The organism is Mucilaginibacter rubeus, assembly GCF_003286415.2.
Classification (GTDB): Bacteria; Bacteroidota; Bacteroidia; order Sphingobacteriales; family Sphingobacteriaceae; genus Mucilaginibacter; species Mucilaginibacter rubeus_A.
In genome coordinates this window covers 2,356,596-2,372,389 of record NZ_CP043450.1, presented here as the reverse complement: position 1 = coordinate 2,372,389, position 15,794 = coordinate 2,356,596, and the positions used below count along the sequence as shown (strand labels likewise).

General features: G+C 41.3%; 17 protein-coding genes and 1 pseudogene. 7 read left to right on the top strand and 11 right to left on the bottom strand.

Annotated elements, in window-relative coordinates; all coding sequences use genetic code 11:
- Nucleotides 1–61: 61 nt before the first annotated feature.
- The 3 genes from DEO27_RS09695 to DEO27_RS09685 all read left to right on the top strand — a co-directional run bounded on the left by DEO27_RS09695 (nucleotide 62) and on the right by DEO27_RS09685 (nucleotide 1,507).
- Nucleotides 62–421 (top strand): two-component system response regulator, encoded by a 360-nt coding sequence (locus tag DEO27_RS09695; RefSeq protein ID WP_262714164.1) that lies wholly within the window; start codon nucleotides 62–64, stop codon nucleotides 419–421.
- 310 nt (nucleotides 422–731) lie between these two features.
- Entirely contained in the window at nucleotides 732–1,202 is a 471-nt protein-coding gene (locus tag DEO27_RS09690) for a ferritin-like domain-containing protein (protein WP_112575471.1), read from the top strand.
- A gap of 26 nt (nucleotides 1,203–1,228) precedes the next feature.
- The gene (locus tag DEO27_RS09685; protein ID WP_112575470.1) at nucleotides 1,229–1,507 is read left to right on the top strand and encodes a hypothetical protein; all 279 of its coding nucleotides are present in this window, start codon (nucleotides 1,229–1,231) and stop codon (nucleotides 1,505–1,507) included.
- Nucleotides 1,508–1,528: 21 nt separating this feature from the next.
- On the opposite strand, the gene DEO27_RS31710 is transcribed toward DEO27_RS09685, so the two are convergent.
- The 8 genes and pseudogenes from DEO27_RS31710 to DEO27_RS09650 all read right to left on the bottom strand — a co-directional run bounded on the left by DEO27_RS31710 (nucleotide 1,529) and on the right by DEO27_RS09650 (nucleotide 8,567).
- Nucleotides 1,529–1,873, bottom strand: coding sequence for a hypothetical protein (locus tag DEO27_RS31710; RefSeq protein ID WP_223818257.1), 345 nt, complete (start codon nucleotides 1,871–1,873; stop codon nucleotides 1,529–1,531).
- Nucleotides 1,842–1,931 (bottom strand): annotated as a pseudogene (locus DEO27_RS31960) (hypothetical protein); the annotation flags it as partial. The gene DEO27_RS31710 and the pseudogene DEO27_RS31960, both read right to left, overlap by 32 nt.
- A gap of 63 nt (nucleotides 1,932–1,994) precedes the next feature.
- The gene (locus DEO27_RS09675) at nucleotides 1,995–2,789 is read right to left on the bottom strand and encodes a DUF6438 domain-containing protein (protein ID WP_112575469.1); all 795 of its coding nucleotides are present in this window, start codon (nucleotides 2,787–2,789) and stop codon (nucleotides 1,995–1,997) included.
- Between the two features lie 11 nt (nucleotides 2,790–2,800).
- The gene (locus tag DEO27_RS09670) at nucleotides 2,801–3,433 is read right to left on the bottom strand and encodes an HAD family hydrolase (protein ID WP_112575468.1); all 633 of its coding nucleotides are present in this window, start codon (nucleotides 3,431–3,433) and stop codon (nucleotides 2,801–2,803) included.
- Nucleotides 3,434–3,700: 267 nt separating this feature from the next.
- Nucleotides 3,701–4,360, bottom strand: a complete 660-nt coding sequence (locus tag DEO27_RS09665; RefSeq protein WP_112575467.1) for an MBL fold metallo-hydrolase — start codon at nucleotides 4,358–4,360, stop codon at nucleotides 3,701–3,703.
- A 194-nt stretch (nucleotides 4,361–4,554) separates the two neighbouring features.
- Nucleotides 4,555–5,898, bottom strand: coding sequence for a PhoH family protein (locus DEO27_RS09660; RefSeq protein ID WP_112575466.1), 1,344 nt, complete (start codon nucleotides 5,896–5,898; stop codon nucleotides 4,555–4,557).
- A gap of 651 nt (nucleotides 5,899–6,549) precedes the next feature.
- On the bottom strand, nucleotides 6,550–7,308 hold the full coding sequence (locus DEO27_RS09655) for a TIGR03915 family putative DNA repair protein (protein ID WP_112575465.1): 759 nt from the start codon (nucleotides 7,306–7,308) through the stop codon (nucleotides 6,550–6,552).
- 2 nt (nucleotides 7,309–7,310) lie between these two features.
- A complete protein-coding gene (locus DEO27_RS09650) occupies nucleotides 7,311–8,567 on the bottom strand; it encodes a putative DNA modification/repair radical SAM protein (protein WP_112575464.1) in 1,257 nt (418 codons plus the stop codon).
- Nucleotides 8,568–8,747: 180 nt separating this feature from the next.
- Here DEO27_RS09650 and DEO27_RS09645 point away from each other — a divergent pair, with 180 nt between their 5' ends.
- A complete protein-coding gene (locus tag DEO27_RS09645) occupies nucleotides 8,748–9,161 on the top strand; it encodes an Ohr family peroxiredoxin (RefSeq protein WP_112575463.1) in 414 nt (137 codons plus the stop codon).
- Nucleotides 9,162–9,238: 77 nt separating this feature from the next.
- On the opposite strand, the gene DEO27_RS09640 is transcribed toward DEO27_RS09645, so the two are convergent.
- Nucleotides 9,239–9,679: an Hsp20/alpha crystallin family protein gene (locus tag DEO27_RS09640; protein ID WP_112575462.1), complete on the bottom strand. Its 441-nt coding sequence runs from the start codon at nucleotides 9,677–9,679 to the stop codon at nucleotides 9,239–9,241.
- 136 nt (nucleotides 9,680–9,815) lie between these two features.
- On the opposite strand from DEO27_RS09640, the gene DEO27_RS09635 reads away from it, so the two are divergent.
- The gene (locus DEO27_RS09635) at nucleotides 9,816–10,262 is read left to right on the top strand and encodes an acyl-CoA thioesterase (protein ID WP_112575461.1); all 447 of its coding nucleotides are present in this window, start codon (nucleotides 9,816–9,818) and stop codon (nucleotides 10,260–10,262) included.
- A 128-nt stretch (nucleotides 10,263–10,390) separates the two neighbouring features.
- Here DEO27_RS09635 and DEO27_RS09630 read toward each other — a convergent pair whose 3' ends face one another.
- Both DEO27_RS09630 and folB read right to left on the bottom strand, forming a co-directional pair.
- Nucleotides 10,391–11,788, bottom strand: a complete 1,398-nt coding sequence (locus DEO27_RS09630; protein WP_112575460.1) for an FAD-binding oxidoreductase — start codon at nucleotides 11,786–11,788, stop codon at nucleotides 10,391–10,393.
- A gap of 2 nt (nucleotides 11,789–11,790) precedes the next feature.
- On the bottom strand, nucleotides 11,791–12,150 hold the full coding sequence (gene folB / locus DEO27_RS09625) for a dihydroneopterin aldolase (protein ID WP_112575459.1): 360 nt from the start codon (nucleotides 12,148–12,150) through the stop codon (nucleotides 11,791–11,793).
- A gap of 234 nt (nucleotides 12,151–12,384) precedes the next feature.
- Between folB and DEO27_RS09620 the strand changes: the two genes are divergently transcribed.
- Nucleotides 12,385–13,566 carry an acyl-CoA dehydrogenase family protein gene (locus tag DEO27_RS09620; protein WP_112575458.1) on the top strand — a complete coding sequence of 394 codons (1,182 nt, stop codon included), beginning with the start codon at nucleotides 12,385–12,387 and terminating at the stop codon, nucleotides 13,564–13,566.
- 143 nt (nucleotides 13,567–13,709) lie between these two features.
- On the top strand, nucleotides 13,710–15,767 hold the full coding sequence (locus DEO27_RS09615) for an ATP-binding protein (RefSeq protein WP_146750142.1): 2,058 nt from the start codon (nucleotides 13,710–13,712) through the stop codon (nucleotides 15,765–15,767).
- Nucleotides 15,768–15,794: the final 27 nt, after the last annotated feature.

Genomic DNA, 15,794 nt, shown 5'->3' with positions numbered 1-15,794 from the left:
TAATTTCAGAGGGTTTAACCAAGCCCTTACGCCTAAGATGAATGCTAAGAATAAAAAAATCATGATTGCAGATGACGATCCCGGCATTGTTGATGCCGTGGCAATGCTGCTTGAGTTTGAAGGTTACGATGTAAGTTCAACTGTTGATGGATCTGCAGTACTGAAAATCAAACAGGATGATCTTCCCGATCTGTTGCTCCTGGATATCTGGATGAGCGGTGAGGATGGTAGAGATATCTGCAAGAAATTCAAAGCCGCCGAATTAACTAAAGATATTCCTGTTATCATGATATCGGCAAGTCATGACATACGCCAATCGGCCATAATAGCCGGTGCCGATGACTTTTTAGCGAAACCGTTCGACATGAACGATCTGCTGAAAAAAGTGGCCTATTTTACACAAAAGCAAAACGTTGTATAATAACAAGCTTAACTGATCAACTAAATAAATTTTACCCCTCTTCGGGATGAACCCTGACGGTGGCTGTCTCACCCGGCCACCGTTTCCTCCCGTTGTTTGATAAAAATGAAGTTGATGATAATTTGATGAATTTTACCCCCTCCTCGGGATGAGCCCTGACGGTGGCTGTATTACTCGGTCGCCGATTCATCCCGTTGTATAGTTAAAACATCTTAGATTAGCTTATTATCCGACCAACCAATATCTAACTAACAAATAAAAACATTAACCCATATGCTATGTTATTTACTATAACAAAACAATAGCAACCATGGGACTCTTACAACACGTACAGCACCAGATCTCGGCATTGAATGATCTGATCAAAATAAATAACGACAGGATAGCCGGTTATCAAAAAGCAAATGAGGCAACCGACGAAACAGGGCTGAATTTACTTTTTAATGAATATATTGATCAAAGCATAAGTTACGTTAATGAATTGCGCGACTATATTCACGTTTTAGGCGGGGACCCGGCAGGCGGCACTACCCTTTCGGGCAAATTTTACCATGCCTGGATGGATGTGAAAGCGGTGTTTGTAAATAAAGATCGCCATGGTATCTTATCCGACTGTGAATATGGCGAAGACATAGCTAGAAAAGCTTATCGTGCCGCGCTTGATGATAAAGAATTAATATGGGAAGATGAGCAGGTTGTCGCCTTGCTCAATAACCATTTGGATGGTTTAAAGAAAGCGCATGACACCGTAAAATCGTTACGGGACGCGGTTAATGCCTGATGATAATTTTGTAACAACAAACACAGATGAACAATTCTAATCAATCATTTTTTTCAGCATGTAACGTCCCTGATCGTTATGCAAAGGTTTCATGCACACAGGATAAAGTAATTTACACGCTTTCGCAATTAAAGCAAGCTACTGTGGCTGATATCGCATTAAAACTAAGGGAATACGAACCATCAGTAAACGCGTTTACTCACGAAAAAAATGCTGCTGAAATACTTGATTATTTGTTTGCCCGCGGCATGGTAAAAATCACCAGGCTAAACGGCGAATTAAACTACAACCTGGTTAGCGCTTAAACAGGTTGTAGTTTCAATAAATTACATACCCGGCGCAAGTGGTTTAGCAGAAACTATACTATCAACCACAAAAACGCTTACGCCACGCCATGGCAAAGTGTGCAGGTATTCTTTATAATGCAGTTCAAGAAATGAACCGGCATTGCTGCTCAGTTGCTTAGCCACCTTTTCGTCGGTTACAGAAAACATAAACTCATTTGAACCAATTGTGCCCCCGGCTACCTGACTGCGGATTCCGCTTTGAATTAACCGGCCTTCATACGTTTTAAAAACATAGCCTTTCTTCACAAAGTAATTCATTGTGCCGGCCTTTGTTCCTTCGCCAAAAACAAAACAATAGCGGTAGTAAAAAAAGCCAACTAAAATTAGCAGCAGTATAAGGATAATAATGACTTTGGTTTTTGTTTTCATTGGAAGATTTTATTTGCTAACTAAGCTACAAAAACTTAACAGCTAAGCAAATATTTATATGCTCCATCAGCTCCGGTCAATTAGCCTTCTTCTCGCCTTCCTTAATTTTTGTGAGGTTCACTTTTCTGAATGATTCTACTAAAAAATTCACCAAACCTGTTAGGTTAAAAGGAGGATCGTTAGTGGTTAGCGTAAGCTTGTCCTTACTATTTTCAAAGTCGATATCCAGATGATAATTCGGCGCATCGGTAACCTGGCTAACCTGTTTCCAATCATACATCTTTTTCAACTCGCTGTGTTTAAGCCAAAAGTTAAGACTATCCAGCTGTGCGCCCGTAAGCCTACCTGCATAATCCCCTTTAAATGGTTCGGTAAATTCGCCTCCTTTTAAACGGTAAGTACCATCGGCCCATATATTGATCAGTAATTGAGGACAATTGCCATAACAGGTTGAAGACAGAAACCGAAGCTTTGAAAACTTAACCCCGTTATCGAAGCTCGCTTTATAATTTTTAAACTGTAGCGGAGGCCGACCTGCCAACTTCACAGCATTTTCATTAACCGCTTTAATGGTCAGTTTTTTTCCATCAAAATAGTTGATGATGAATTTAGAAATGTCGGTGTGTTGTTGTCTGAAATTATCAGCGCTGGTGGTATAGCTATCAATTATTTTAATAGTGTCGTGCTCTATTTTATATTTGTTTTCATGCTTCTTATATCCGTCGAAGTTAAAATAAGCTTTTCCACCGTTAAAATAAAGGTAGCCGAGATCTTCGGTAAGCCATTCTTCAGATTCGACGGTAGCATGCTGGCCCGATGCCGAACCGCACAGGATAATAAGAAATAAAAGAAGCAGTGATACGCTTTTCATGTAAACTAAACTTACAAACTCAAATAATATTGGGTCAGCGATTCAAAATCATCAAACTTATTATCATAATCATCTGTGTTGCCAAACCCATAGCTAACAAATGTAAAGGGAATGCCTGCCAGACGTGTTTGCTCGGCATCGCCATTGGTATCTCCTATATAAACCGGGCTTTGTAAATTGTGCTTATCCATCAGCAAATGCATGTTGTGGTTTTTAGGCATTTGATTGGTTCCGTAAGCCATGCTATCGGTAATAAACTCATTAATATCTGCCCAGGCTAAAAACAACGGAATAATGCCAACCGCGCAATTGCTCAATACAAACAATTTATACTTGGATGACAATTGCTGCAAACCGTCTTTCACGCCTTTATACATAATGCCGCCGCTGGTGGGTAATATCTCGCGTCTTACCTGGTTTACGGCGTAATATACTTCCATTCCTTTTTCATCATCAAGTTCGGGCAGTAAAACACGGGTTAGTTTTTGTCCTTCCATTCCTATTACATGAAGCAGATCGTCGCGTTTTATTGTTCGCGGAATATCAAGCTTTTGAAATATAAGGTTCCATGATTGGGCGTAAGTGTCAACGGCATCCCAAAGGGTTCCGTCCATATCAAAAATGAGGCTGTCTGGTTTCTGCATCAGCTAAAATTATGTATTTCGCTAAGATGAAGAATTAGCAGCAATTAATGTTCATGTTTTCTTCATTATTAATCCTCACCTTAGCATTGTGATAAGGTTAACGCGGGTCGGCTTAGCAGGAGGCTGAGCTCGCAAAGAACCCCCGCCTCTCGGCGGGGGTTTCTTTTTTTATAGAGGTTTTTTAAAGTTCACAGTCGGAAGTTCTAAGTAGCAATTATCGTGTCCAGATACACTTAGCTATACTTACTTTTGACTTAAGACTTTGAACTAAAGACTTATCCCGTCTCCTACTTTATAAATTTCATGAAACTTAATGCCCAGTTTATCAAAATGCTTTTTATAAGCGGCATAACGCTGAAGAATGAAAAAATCCTTTGCATACCCGTCATGCACAGGCAAAATTTGTTTAGGGTGTAATTCATCTGCAAAGGCCGAAATTGTGGGCTCGTTGGCAAAGGGCGCCATCGATACCATGATCAGTAATTCGATCCCTTTAAAATTGAATAGCTTTTCTTCCATCGAGTCAACCGGATGTAAGATTTTATTATTGATCAGGAAACCGGTCATCTGGGGCAAGGGATTATCCATGATCAACTCATGCTTAACCGGAAAGGCCTGTAATTTAAAAGGCCCCGCTTTGTGAGTGCCTTCTTCCAGCAATGTGTACTTTAGATTTGCCTTTTCCAATTCCTTACCTACCTGCGAATTTGTAATGACCTCTGCTTTGTTTAATTCAACGATGCTTTTTAAAATATCGATATCAAAATGATCGGGATGGATATGCGTAATCACGATACTCTTTACATCAGCAAACATTTGTGGGGTAACCAAACCTTCGGCAAAAGAAAACTTACCCGGATCAAATAACAGCTGATAATTATCCAATTCAAAAAGCAGGCACGAATGCAGGTATTTTGATATTTTCATGAGCAGAGGTTTATTTCCTAAAGATACACAGGAAAGCGTTATGAAGTTTTAGAAAATATGTTTATTCGGGTACTTCAAGAAGCGATGAAAATAAAAAAGCGTCATTGCGAGGCACGAAGCAATCCCCGATTTGCAAGTCCGCCCTGCATAGTTTGGGATTGCTTCGTATCTCGCAATGACGTATTGAAGATACCCTACAACAACTCCGTAGCTAAATTGGCCAATTCGCTTCTTTCCCCTTTTTGCAGAGTGATATGCGCATAAAGCGGGTGACCTTTCGCCTTATCTATTAAATATGATAATCCGTTACTTTCTGCGTCAAGGTAAGGAGTATCTATCTGGTAAATATCCCCGGTAAATACAAACTTGCTGTTTTCACCAGCGCGGGATATGATGGTTTTCACTTCATGTGGAGTGAGGTTTTGCGCTTCATCAACAATAAAGAAAATCTTGCTGAGCGTTCGCCCGCGGATAAAAGCCAGTGGCGCTATCGAAATCTTATCGTTGTTGACCAGTTCATCAATTTTGGCCTGCATCTTTTCGTCATCAGCAAACTGGTCTTTGATGAATTTCAGGTTATCCCATATCGGCGCCATATACGGGTCTATTTTTGATTTAATATCACCGGGCAAAAAGCCAATATCTTTATTACTTAAAGGAACTATCGGGCGGGTTACAAAAATCTGGCGGTAATATTTTCGCTGCTCAAGGGCGCTGGCCAGTGCTAACAAGGTTTTGCCCGTCCCCGCGTTGCCTTGTATGGTTACTAATTTAATATCCGGATGTAAGAGCGCATGAATTGCAAACGATTGCTCCAGGTTGCGGGGATAGATATTTAAAACAGGCTGCTCTGTAACTTTTTCAAGCTGTTTGCTCTGCGAGTTATAAAAGCCTACGGTATCTCCTTTTTTACCTTTTAAAACATAAAAATGATTATTGGTGTATGATTCTATCTTCAAATTTTCGGCCGGAACATTCTCATTTTTATTCAGCGTGGCGATGAGCTTCTCTGTCACCTTCTCTACATCCGTTTTGCCGGTGTAAAGTTCGTCCAGGTTTTTGATCTTACCTGTTTCATAATCTTCGGCGTGGAGGTTGAGGGCTTTGGCTTTAAGGCGAAGACAGATATCTTTTGAAACCAGCACTACCTTTTTACCTGGATTCTCTTCCTGTAAACCCAAGGCCGCGTTCAGGATCCGGTGGTCTGTTTTATCGGATCCAAAAACCTGCTCGGCATCCAGACCGGTGGTTTTGGTATCCATTGCCACTTTAAAACTGCCTTTGGTTTTGCCATTAAGCGGAACCCACTCATTGATTAATCCATTATGGGAAAAATCATCCATGAGCCGGATAAAGCTCCGGGCCTCAAAGTTGCGGGTATCATTACCGTTTTTTTTGTTGTCGAGCTCTTCCAATACCTGGATGGGTATGGCTACGTCATGCTCCTGGAAGTTTTGAAATGCATTGTGATCATACAGGATCACGGAGGTATCTAAAACAAATATTTTTTTCTTCTGGTTACGCTGGCCGTCCTTCATATCCGTCTAAAATAACGATTTTAACATTTGAAGAAAAATTTCTCCTCAAACAAAAAACCTTCAAAAACGAAAACGGGAGTCATTTCTTTCGATTTGAACTCCCGTTTCCAAACTGCCTCTTAACCGTAGTTGCCAGACAGCATCAAGTTTTGTGTATCTTTAACCGACATGATCGTTGTCCGTTGCTCTCACGAGCGGTCGACTATGCTCAATATCACCGGTTTCTGTTGGTTCCCTCCGTAGAGTTCTTCTTCTTAATTCCGGTACCTCTTTTAACCACTTTCTTTTTTCTAAAGACTTTCGCCTTCTTCATTTTTTCTTGTGACTCAGGGACTTCCCTTGATCTTTAGTTCCCCCGGAGGTTCACCCGATTCAATTTCTGTTTTCCTGAAAGGCTATCAAAGTACGTCGTTCTTGATGATTTCAATATCGGGACATTGGCTGAATTTGGCAAATATTTTTATTTGTTTTTATTAACAGGTTATCAACTTGAAAAAACCAGTTATCAACAATGCAAAAATATCAATTTCAAGTATAAATACTGACAATCAACTAAATAAGCATCACAGTTATTAACATCATCCTTTTCAACAAAGCCTACCAAAAATACTATTCAGACCAAAAAGGAAAATGCGCAAAACCGTCAAAACGCTAAATTTTCTCTGTTAAATGCCGCCAATATCGCTTAGGAATATGACGCACATGAAGCTTTGTATTTTTACGCGAAACTATGTTTACGCTGTTAAAATAATTCTTCCAAAGGGTTTGATAAATACCTTCATCCTCGCTATAAGCCGCAATGACATCAACCGGTTTATTTAACTCGTCGAAATTCATTTCGATAAACTGCGTATCATGGAGATCATAATATAACCCGTAATTCCTTTTGATATCATAGATCATCCACTTTTGATCGGCATACCTGCTTTTAAAATGCTTGATGAGCAATGGCAACACATTAAAATCCGGCTCAATAGCGGCATAAAAAGTACCGTCATTTAATTTTTGAAACCTAACAAAGGCTTCCATTCTGTGTTTTTCGCGCCGGACCATTTTTAAAATTTCCGAAAGGCGCATTACATACCTGTTCGCGTAATCTTCTTCTATATTTTGCTCACTGTCAAAAGCATGCCGTATAAACCCAAGAACATTACAATCCTCACCTGCAATTTCGGCCATATGACTTATGTAAAGGCGTTGCACCCCCGCTGCCGAAAGCTTTTTGCGCAATCCTTTCAATACCCGGCCAGCGCGGTTTTCATCGGTAATAATGGGAATTACCTCCTCAAACAAAGCGCTGTTGCGCCACTCCCCGTTTAACAATTTAACAGGATACAACTTACGCTCATAAATTTCATATACAGCGGTAAGCAGCCCCTCAAATGTTCCGTCGTAAACCAGTGTATGCATTTTCAAAACAGGTTAAGTTGGGTTTGCGTATTTTTAATGTATTTACTTTGCGATTGGGCCATGATAAACTGCTTGATATTTTGCCCGGTTAAATCACGTCGTTCAAACTCATTGCTTTTGCAGGTAATAAAATACTTAGCCCGATTAATAGCCACTCCTATTACTTTAAGTTGCTCCCAGCCCAACCCGGCAAACTTTCGCGCAGCAACTATTTTTTGTGCCGATAGTAAACCAATACCCGGTACACGAAGAATCAACTGCAAGTCGGCTCTATTAATATCAATGGGAAAAACCTGCATATTCCGGATTGCCCAGCTCAGTTTAGGATCGATATCCAGATCGAGCAGCGGATTTTGATTATTGACGATCTCGTTTACATGGAAACCATAAAAACGCATAAGCCAATCGGCTTGGTAAAGGCGGTTTTCGCGCACCAAAGGGACAGCGGTATTCAACGCTGGCAAGCGCTGGTCTGCCAGCACAGGTACATAGCCCGAATAATACACCCGCTTTAAATTGAAATTCTTATAAAAATAATTGGCCGATTGCAATACCTGCTGATCACTCTCCCGTGTAGCACCAACGATTACCTGTGTACTTTGACCTGCAGGCGCAAACATTGGTGTATTTTTAAAAAGCTTCTTCTCTTCTGTATTCTGAATAATTTCCTTTTTCAAAAACTGCATTGGATCGATCATGTCCTGCCGGTTTTTATCGGGAGCCAGCAGTTTCAATCCGGCTTCTGTTGGCATTTCCAGGTTCACGCTGAGCCTGTCGGCATATAAACCCGCTTCGCGCATCAACTCTTCACTTGCACCGGGAATGGATTTTAAATGAATATACCCGTTAAAATTATGCTCGGTCCTTAACTTTTTTGCTACACGAACCAGGCGCTCCATTGTATAATCGGCATCTTTAAAAATACCTGAGCTTAAAAACAAACCCTCGATATAATTGCGCCGGTAAAAATTAATGGTAAGGTCAACCACTTCCTGAACCGTGAACGCGGCCCGTTTGATATCATTGTTTTTCCGGGATACACAATAGGCACAATCGAATATACAATGATTGGTAAGCAGGATTTTCAGCAACGATACGCATCGCCCATCCTCAGTATAACTATGACAAATACCATTACTGGCATTTCCCAGTCCTTTGTCTTTGTTTTTCCTGTCGCTCCCGCTCGACGCGCATGATACATCATATTTTGCCGCATCGGCTAAAATATTGAGCTTTTCCGTTATCCTATCCACATTCATATCAATTCAAAAATACTAATATTTTTAGCAAAACATAACTCAGATCAAAATTTTTTATTTTATAAATCAATAAATGATCGCGATACAATAATTTACATAGGGCCCCCATGTCCATAAATCAAAGAACAGGCAAACACTATCCTATTTCAAGAGTTAACTATTAAAACAAAGATTAAACTCATGGAAAAATTATATACCGCTGTGGTAACAGCAAAAGGTGGCCGGGAAGGCCATATTAAATCAGAAGATGGTGTAATAGATATGGAACTTAAACTCCCTACAGCACTTGGTGGCGAGGATGGCTATGCCAACCCCGAATTGCTATTTGCTGGTGCCTGGGGAGCTTGCTATCTGGGAGCGCTGGGTTCTGTTGGTAAACGTGATAATGTAGATGTAACGCAGGCAACAGTTGACGTACATATTTCGTTCAACAAAGAGAGCGAGGCCGCATTCGCTTTGTCGGCCGAATTGCATGTACATATCCCGGGCGTGGATTGGGATATTGCTCAAAAAATGGCTGATGCAGCCCATAGGGCCTGCCCTTATTCAAAAGCCACAAGAAACAACATTGAGGTAAAAGTGCTGGCTGATTAATTAGCTACCAAAAAAGGCCGCCCCATTACAGGGCGGCCTTCAAACCAAACTAACTACTTTATGAAAACAGTCTTTAATTATTTTACAGCTATTTCTCTTGTTTGAAATTTAGCTTCTTCTTTTTTTGCTATAGTAAGTTTCAAAATACCATCAGCATAATCCGCATCAATTTTTGATTGGTCGGCGCTTTCAGGCAAAGTGAATGATCTTACAAATGAATTGTAGCTATATTCACGTTTACTAATTTTTTTACCTTCCTCAACGTTCTCAGCTTTTTTTTCAGCAGCTACACTTAATACGTTTTTATCAAGATTGATCTTGAAATCTTCTTTCTTTAAGCCAGGAACAGCCAGCTCAACATGAAATTCGTTTTCGGTTTCTGCAATGTTTACAGCAGGTACACGAGCGATTAATTTATCGCTTAAAAACGAATCATTGATCAGTGAATCAAATACATCACTAAAAAATGGGTTAGCTGAAGTATTTTTAAGGCCGTTGTTGAATTTTACTAATGTCATTTTTATATCCTCCTAAAGTTTTGTTTTTTATTAACTTCGTAACCTATTGATCAACTGCTGTACCAACGGCAAAAAAGCCTAAAACAGGCGACAAAAAGTCACCAATAATATTTTTAGGCAGACAAAATGACCGAAAATGACTGAAAAACTTACCGATTACAAATATAAAACCCCTATCCCTATCCGTTTTTCGGATATCGATTCATTCGGACACGTAAACAACGCAGTGTACCTTACCTACTTTGAAATAGCCCGTATTGGCTATTGGAAAGAAATTATTAACTGGGATTGGAGCAATACCGGGATCATTCTCGGCCGTTCAGAAATCAATTACCTGAAGCCTCTAACCGTTCAGGATAATATTGCATGCTATGTACGTACTATACGTATAGGCAATAGTAGTTTTGACATGATGCACGTATTAGTGCGGATAACTCCCCAGGGTGAAGAAATAGTAACTACAGGCAAAACGGTTTGTATAAGTTATGATTACTCGGCTAACAAATCGGTGCCTATCCCATCGCCCGAAAGGCACAGGATGATCAATTATGACGAACCAAGATTGATCCTGAATACGAATTGATTGTTAGATGGCAGATATTTATCTCTCAAATCCTCATTGCGAGGCACGAAGCAATCCCTAACTTTTCAGAGCGGCTCTGCTAATTGGGGATTGCTTCGTGCCTCGCAATGACGCGCGGTTTTTCTTGACTAAAAAATCTTCCCTGGATTCAGGATCCCTTTAGGGTCAAATACTTGTTTTATACCTTTCCAAAGCGCAAAGTGTATGTCCGAAAATTTTATCGGCATAAAATCCTTTTGTACAAGACCAATACCGTGCTCGCCCGATAGTGTACCACCAAGGGATACCGTAAGCTCAAATATTTCCCGGATACCGAATTTTAGTTTGTTGTTCCAATCCTCATCGCTCATGTTGGCTTTGATGATATTTACATGCAGGTTTCCATCGCCGGCGTGGCCATAACATACTGATGCAAAGCCGTATTTGGCCCCGGTTTCTTTTATACCTTTAATTAACTGAGGTAACGCCGCACGCGGAACAACTGTATCCTCTTCTTTATAAACCGAGTTTGATTTTACCGACACCGCCATGGTACGCCTTAAGCGCCAAAGCTCTTCCTTTTGAGCCGACGAATCTGCAAACAGAACATCGCGACAATCAAACTCTTCAAGTACTGAATTTATCTTTTCGCAATCACTAAAAATCACATCCTGATTGGTACCGTCAACCTCAATCAAAAGAAAAGCTTCAATGCCGTCCTGAAGATCAAAGGCAATATCATCATGCTCCTTTACCCACTCTACACCTTTTCGCTCCATAAACTCAAGCGCTGATGGAACGATTCCTGCCCTGAATATAGCCGAAACAGCTGCACAGGCCATTTCATTTGTAGGGAACGACGCCAGCATTAAAGCATCAAGCGTTGGGGCCGGAATAAGCTTTACCACTATTTTGGTAACAATACCCAAAGTGCCCTCCGAACCGATCATCAGTTGCGTAAGGTTATAGCCCGACGCGTACTTTAAGGTATTAGCCCCGGTCCAGATGATCTCGCCCGAGGTTAAAACAACCTGCAGGTTAAGCACATACTCCCGAATGGTGCCGTATTTAACAACCCGCGGGCCACCAGACCCATGCGACACATTGCCGCCAATAAAGCAACTACCTTTGCTGGCCGGGTCAACCGGGTAAAGCAAGCCTTTGGCAGCTACCGCATTCATAAATTCTTCGGTTACCACACCCGGCTCAACGGTCGCCTGTAAGTTTTGCTCATCAATATCAAGTACTTTGTTGAAGCGCTCCATAGCAATCAGCAAACCACCTTTTATGGGCAAAGCACCACCACTAAGACCAGTACCTGCACCACGCGGCGTTACCGGGATCAGGTTTTCATTACAGATTTTTAATAATGCGGCAACTTCCTCAGGAGTTTGCGGGCGTGCTACTACTTCGGGATAATAAACCAAATCCTCAGTTTCGTCGTGGCTGTATTTTTCGAGGCTTTCGTGACTGGTTAATACATTGCCCTCTCCTACAACTGCAGTAATGGCATCTAATATTTGAGCCGATATTTTATTGAATTCCATGATTAGGATTTCTTATAGTTTATAATAACAGCCGAATGGGCCACTTTACCGCTCAATGGCGGAGTAAGCTTTTTGATGGTAACCTCAATGCTTTCCGCAAACGGATATTTCTTTTTGATACGATCAATTATCGACTGCCCAACAGTTTCGATCAGTTTGCGCGGATGCTTCATCTCTTCACATACTATGATATACACGCGCTCATAATCAACTGTTTTACTCAGATTGTCTTCCAGCAGATCGCCAGGAGGCACAAAACCTACGTTTACATCAACTAAAAAACGGCAACCTATTTTTTGTTCTTCAGGATAAAATCCGTGATACGCGAAAAACTCCGCACCTTGCAAGGCTATATTGATCATCCTCAAAAGTAACAAAAGCCATATCTAAATCTCATCCTGAGGGAAAAGACTTTTCAAAATATTTTTAATCATACAGATTTTCAGCCCGTAAAAATATTTTTTTGTCAAAAACATGCTTTAAACCGTTTAAACCTACTTTTTGTAATAAAGTGGCCTCACACATCAAAAAACGGCCTTTTTGACTTGCTTTTACCGGTGATAAATGCTTTATATTTGCCCACCAACTATAACGTTATGGCCAAAACAGATCTGTACGAAGCCCCGGACTATTACTTGTTAGATGAATTACTCACCGACGAACATAAGCTCATCCGTTCATCGGTACGGGATTGGGTAAAAAAAGAGTTAAGTCCGATTATTGAAGACTATGCTCAAAAAGCTGAGTTCCCTTCGCAGCTACTGAAAGGCCTCGCCGAAATTGGTGCATTTGGCCCCACTATCCCCGTTGAATATGGCGGTGCGGGTCTGGACTATATGTCATATGGTATCATCATGCAGGAGTTAGAGCGCGGTGATTCAGGCATCCGTTCCACAGCCTCGGTTCAGGGATCATTAGTAATGTACCCGATTTATGCTTATGGTAGCGAAGAACAACGCAAAAAGTATCTGCCCAAGCTTGCTACAGGTGAGTTAATGGGCTGCTTTGGTTTAACAGAGCCAGATCATGGATCAAACCCCGGTGGTATGACCACCAACATAAAAGACGCGGGCGACCACTATATCCTTAACGGCGCCAAAATGTGGATCTCCAATTCGCCTTTTGCCGATATTGCCGTTGTTTGGGCTAAAGATGAAGAGGGCAAAATTCGCGGCTTGATAGTTGAACGCGGCATGGAAGGTTTTACTACACCAACCACCCATAACAAATGGTCGCTGAGGGCATCGGCTACCGGCGAACTTGTTTTTGACCATGTTAAAGTACCTAAAGAAAACCTATTACCAAATGTTGCCGGCATTAAAGGGCCATTGGGATGCTTAAACCAGGCACGTTATGGAATTGCCTGGGGCGCCTTGGGTGCCGCGATGGATTGCTACGATACTGCTCTTCGTTACACTAAAGAACGGGAACAATTTGGCCGCCCTATTGCAGGTTTCCAGCTTCAACAAAAAAAACTGGCCGAAATGATAACAGAGATCACCAAAGGTCAGCTATTGGTTTGGCGCTTAGGCACACTTAAGAATGAAAACCGGGCTACCCCGGCCCAGATATCAATGGCCAAGCGAAACAGTGTTGAAACAGCTATCACTATTGCGCGCGAAGCAAGGCAAATGCTTGGAGGTATGGGCATTACAGGCGAATACCCTATTATGAGGCATATGATGAACCTGGAATCGGTAATTACTTATGAAGGTACACATGACATCCATTTGCTTATTACAGGGATGGACATTACCGGCCTGGATGCTTTTAAGTAACAGATAATCAACGCGCTTTAACTTTTAGTAACATACGTGTTATTCTGACGCAAAAATATTGTTCGTTATAATTATGAACATTATATTTGTTGCGTAAACACTCAAAGTTGGCGCCCCCTGATAGCCCTGTTAGTTTAAACAAAGTGCTGCTCAATCATACTATATGGTTGGCGTTCGCATGTTTATTGGCTTTTAATTCCTGCGCAAATAACACCCGTGATACCGGCAACTATTCCAAACAGTTTAAGCCGATATTTGATACGGTAACGTCATATAACGGCGAAAAATCCCAGCCTCACAGGGCCATTGAATACCTCGATTCTGCATATAAAACAGTAAGCCGTCCTTATGTAAGTGACAGGTTCCGTTTTTACGCTTTTCATTTTCTTTATAATTTAAAAGCATTGCATGACCCTAAAAAGGCCATGCCCTATGCTGATACGATGCAGGCAGTAGCAGCAGAAAGCGTTACCCCCGATCAGCACATAGCCTTAGCATCTGAAGCGGATTTCGCGACTGGCGATGCCTATTCGGATATGGTGAAATACGATCAGGCTTACCGGTACTTTTACAAGGGCTATTCTATTGGCAAAAACGCCATTGACGACGCCATATTAGCCGAATACACCTACCGCATGGGTATGATTATGTTTAAACAGGGGCATTTTAAGGAAGCCGCTAATTATTTCAAGATCAGCCACAGGCAAAGCTACGCCTATACCGATGATTTTCGCGCCTTTTACCAACGTCAGGAACTTTTGGATAATATCGGCGAGAGCTATAAAAACAGCGGTGATATTGATAGCTCAAGGCTTTACTTAAACAAAGCACTAATTTACATTAACGAAAACAGCACAAGATTTGCTGAACGCGCAAACCTGCTTGAAGTTGCCAGAGGTGTAGTATACGGTAACCAGGGCGATTTAGCTATGCTTGTTCATGATTACCCCCAGGCAAGTGAGTTATTGAAGAAAAGTATCGCTATTAATTTAAAGCCCGGCAATGATAACCGCGATGCCGAATTAACCGAGATAAAACTTGCCCGGTTATACCTAAGCACCAATAAGCCAGCCGAACTCTATGAATTACTGAAAAGCCTGCGTCTCCAGCTTGATATTATAAATAATGACGACGCAGAAACCAGTTGGAACGGTTTAATGAGTACATATTACCTGCAAAGAAAGGACTATCAGAACAGCCTGTTTTATCTAAAAAATTACTCCGCTTTAAAAGACTCAGCACTGAAAAGGACATCCTCTTTGAAACGGACGGATGTAAACCAGCAACAGGCTAATTTCGACAAGGAAAATCAGATAGAAAACCTTAAAGGGCACAACAAACTGCAATTGGTATACATCTGCCTTGCTGTACTTTTTTCGGTGATGGCGGTAATTATTATCTTCCTTGTTTTCCGCAACCTGAAAAGATCTAAGCGGGATATCGTTGCGATAAAAAAGCTGAATGACCAGATCCAACTACAGAAAAACGAATTGGAGAACACCCTCGAAGAAGTAAACCGCGGAAGCCGTGAAAAAGACCGGATCCTGCGCGCCGTTGCTCACGACCTCCGCAACCCTCTTGGTGGCATAGCATCATTGTCAGCAGCAATGGTTGATGACGCACAAGATGAAGAACAAACAGACCTGATCAATCTCATTAAAGAAACTTCATACAATTCGCTCGAGCTTATTAATGAGATTTTGGAGGCTGCAAATACGGCTAACGTCTCCTTTAATAAGGAATGGGTTGAGATTAACAGCCTTATCAGTAATAGCGTCGACTTGTTGAGATTCAAGGCGGCTGAAAAAGATCAAGATATCATGCTTAGCCTGCTCGATACCCCTACAGAGCTATTGATAAACCGGGAAAAAATATGGCGCGTTATCAGTAACCTCATCAGCAACGCCATTAAATTTAGCCCAAGAGGAGCGGTTATTTATGTAATTGTAAACCAAAAGCACCAGGGGGTTGAAATATGTGTTAAAGATTATGGCATTGGTATTCCTGATAAATTACAGCAACAGGTGTTTAATATGTTCACCGAAGCCAAACGTCCCGGTACCGACGGCGAAAGATCATTTGGCCTTGGGCTTTCAATTTGCCGGCAAATAGTTGAAAAACATAGCGGCAGGATCTGGTTAAAGAGCGACCTAAACAACGGCTCCAGTTTTTACGTATATCTTCCTGCCGAAGTAGCATAATTTATTAATCAATCAAACGGCAGCCAT